This window comes from Streptomyces sp. NPDC037389 (assembly GCF_040636475.1).
In the GTDB taxonomy this organism is placed as follows: domain Bacteria; phylum Actinomycetota; class Actinomycetes; order Streptomycetales; family Streptomycetaceae; genus Streptomyces; species Streptomyces hesseae.
The window spans coordinates 1-3,316 of record NZ_JBEZUS010000038.1; the positions used below are offsets into that span (position 1 = coordinate 1).

Genomic DNA, 3,316 nt, shown 5'->3' on the forward strand with positions numbered 1-3,316 from the left:
TTCGCGAGGGCGGCACGCTGGGGCTCGGTGAGCTTCTCGCGCCTCGATATGGTGTTGGAGATCCATACGCCCAGCTTCACGACCACCGGCTCCACTGCGCCGTCGACCGCAATCTCCTCGGCATGGGCCCTCGGGACACGGTGGTGCCCTTCACGGGCGATGTACTGTGTGAGCGCCTGAACGCCCTTCTGGAAGGCCGCTGACGCCTTCCCCGCCTTCCCGACACTCTTATCCACCGTGGCTGCAGCGGGCCGCTCAGTGGGCTTCATGCCCAGCTCGGAGAGCCGCTGCTGCTGCTCTTCCGACAACTGCGCCCAAGTACTCGACTCTTGCATCCGGGCGAGCCATTTGCCCAGGTCGTCGCCTTCGAAGAGCACGCCGGGCTGGATGTCGGGCAGGTGGCCGTCGGCGTCTACGAGGTCGGCGAGGACGCGGTAGTGGCGTTGCCAGTCCAGCGGCCAGGGGCAGTTCCAGTCCGGGTCGATCGCGGCCAGCTGCTTCGCGCGCTCCGCCGCTCGCTCCGGGTCCTTACCGAGGCCGCCCTTCCGGCGCAGGTTGGCCATGTGCTGCCCCACCGGCACCATGGCCTCGCCCCAGACCGCGTCCTGACGCGGAGCGAGGTGCCCCGTGGCCCTCCGGTACGACCGCAGCGCGGCGAGCTTGGCCTCCCAGGCTTCCTCGCCCGGCTCCCACACCATCCCGGCCTCCGGTGCGTCCAGCAGCTCCTTGCGTCGCGGTTCTAGCTCACCCGCCCGCAGCGCCTTCCTCTGCTGGTGCACCCAGCGCCCAAGCGGAAACGCCTTCGTCACACCCACGGAGGTCTCAACGTCGTAGGGCACGGCGTAGAGACCGGTGATCTCGTTCTCCGCCCGCCACCGCAGCAGCGCCTGGTAGCCCTCCAGCCACACCAGGGACTCCGGCCGGTACACCCGGGTACGCAGGAACGCGGCGATCGTCGCCGCGTCCCGGGGAGAGGAGAAGTGCAGCAGCGCCGAATCGGCGGCGGCCTGCGTGTCGTCCTGCTCCTGGTCCTCGCCCACCTCGCCGCCGGCCCCGACGATCCGGCCCTCCTCATCGCGCTGAACGTGCACCTTGCGCCCGTGCTTGCCCCGGGACAACGCGCGGGATGCGAGCTGCTCAACGAGCCGGTCGTCATGACTGCGGAGGCCCTGCAAAACGGCTACAAGGGGGCGGAACGAGGCGGAGGCGACCATGTCGGTGGGATCCTCGCCGGGCTCCAGGAAGACCGGCACGATGATGCGGGCGATCTTCGTGCTGCCGTCCCGGTTCAGTCTGAGGGCTCGGCCGATGTTCTGGACGATCTCGACCTGGGAGCCGCGGGTGTCGGCGAAACAGACGGCTTCCACGCCCCGTTCGCCGGTGATGTCCACGCCTTCCCCGAGCACGCGAACGCTCGCGAGGAACGCCCTGTGTACGCGCCGGTTGTTGGCGTCGATGCCGTTGGCGAACTGCCGCAGCACCTCACGCCGCTCACTGACGAGGTGGTCGCCGCACAGCCAGGCGGACCAGACTCGGTCCGGCGGGACGTGACGGCCAGCCTCCAGGTCGTAGAACTCCGCGTCGATGGACGACTTCGGCAGCTCCTCCGCCTTCGCCAGGTCGTCATCGGAGGCGTCGTTGGTGTACAGCTCGGCTGCCGTCTGGGGCAGCTTTTCCGCGAACGCGGCTGCCTCTTCCACCTTCTGGTGGAACGTCATGACCGTACGCAGGTTGTACGCTGCCGCGTGCTCCAAAAGTGCGGTCTGCAGCAAGGCGAGACGTCGGCCCCGCTGCGCCTCCTCCGATTCCCCGAGGGCGGGCGAGGGGTCGCGGATCTCCAGCACGTCGATCTCGAACCCGGCGAGGATGCCTCGTTCGATCGCCTCCGAGAGCCCGAGCTCGGCCAGCCACGACCCGTAAGGCCCGTCCGGGTCGTCGGCCATGCTCGCGATCTCCAGCTCCTTCCCGTCCGTGCCCTTCTGCGGCCGGGGCAAGGCGAGGATGCGCGGCGTCGCGGTCAGGTACAGCCGGAAGTCCGCCGGGATACGGGCGTTGTCGTGGATCGCCGCCCACGGCCTGCCAAGATCACCTGCCGTGCCGTGGGCCTCGTCCACGATCGCGAGGTCGAACCCGTCCATCTGCTGCCCGTACAGGCGCTCCCCGCCCGCCAGAGCGGCTTCCAAAGGCCCGCGCACCTTCCCCTGGCCCATCGGATCCTCGAAGTCCTCGCGGTCCACCAGGGAGGCGTATGTGGCGAACACGACCACCGGCCCGCGCCCGGCCCACAGGGCGAGCTGGATCGGGTTGGTGGTGGTCCGCACCCCCAGCGAGTTGAGCACTGGGTCGTTCTCCAGCGAGCACACCGCCACCATCGGCGCCCGGTGGCCCACCAGCCGCCACGCCTCAGCGGTCTGCACGAGCAGGTCCAGAGTCGGCACGGTCACCAGGACCCGCCCGCCCGGAAAGCACTCCAGCGCGCACGCGGCAGCCGTGATCGTCTTCCCCGACCCGGTCGCGGACACGATCGTTCCACGCGCCCCCTCCGACGGTACGGATGATCTTGCAGGGAATCCCACCCACCTACGGAAAGCCGCTTTCTGGGCCACCTGATGTTCCCGAAGCCGAATACCCAGCATTTCCCCGCTCCTCCTCTGCCTTCTTTTCCGCTCGCTTCGGAAATCACAGGGACGGCGTAAAAGGCGGGACGGACACCGTACCGTCCTCGCCCACCACGATCCGCTCGGCCAGCTGGGCCAGAACCTCAGAGGGACGCAGCCCCGTCCGGCCGGCCACCACCTGGACCAGCCGACTGGACGCGACGGACAGCCAGACCTCCGCCCGCAGCTCATCGGCTTCCTCCCCCCGCCGTTCCCCCAAGGCGGCCTGTGCCGCAAGAGCACCAGCAAGTCGTTCCTCACGCTCGCGAGCCCACACCGAGCCCTGAGCATCCTGGTCCGGCTCGTACACACTCCAACCGGCCACAGTCATCAAGTCTCTGACGCGCCGCCACTCAGCGTGCTGGGCCAGCCAGATGACAGCCAACCGCTCCCGATCCATCTCGAACTCGTAGAAGGAACCGTTTCCCCTCAACTGATCCGCGGTTTCCCGCTCACGGACAGCGGCCTCCGCGACTTTTCCCGCAACGGCGGCGACGTCCAGGCCATTCGCCTGACGCCGGACCTGATCCCGCGCCACGTCCTGAGCACTCCACATGCGTTTTCCCTTTTCCGAAAAGCGCGGGCATCTGGGCCCGCATCAGGTGGTTGGAGGGTGTCCCGTGTTCCCGCCAACACTACATGCTGCATCAATCTGATGC

At 68.5% G+C, this 3,316-nt stretch carries 2 protein-coding genes; both read right to left on the reverse strand.

Annotated elements, in window-relative coordinates; genetic code table 11:
* On the reverse strand, positions 1-2,636 hold a 2,636-nt coding region (locus AB0E98_RS33455; protein WP_361710243.1), incomplete at its 3' end, for a Helicase associated domain protein.
* 43 nt (positions 2,637-2,679) lie between these two features.
* Entirely contained in the window at positions 2,680-3,213 is a 534-nt protein-coding gene (locus AB0E98_RS33460; RefSeq protein ID WP_053665815.1) for a hypothetical protein, read from the reverse strand.
* Positions 3,214-3,316: the final 103 nt, after the last annotated feature.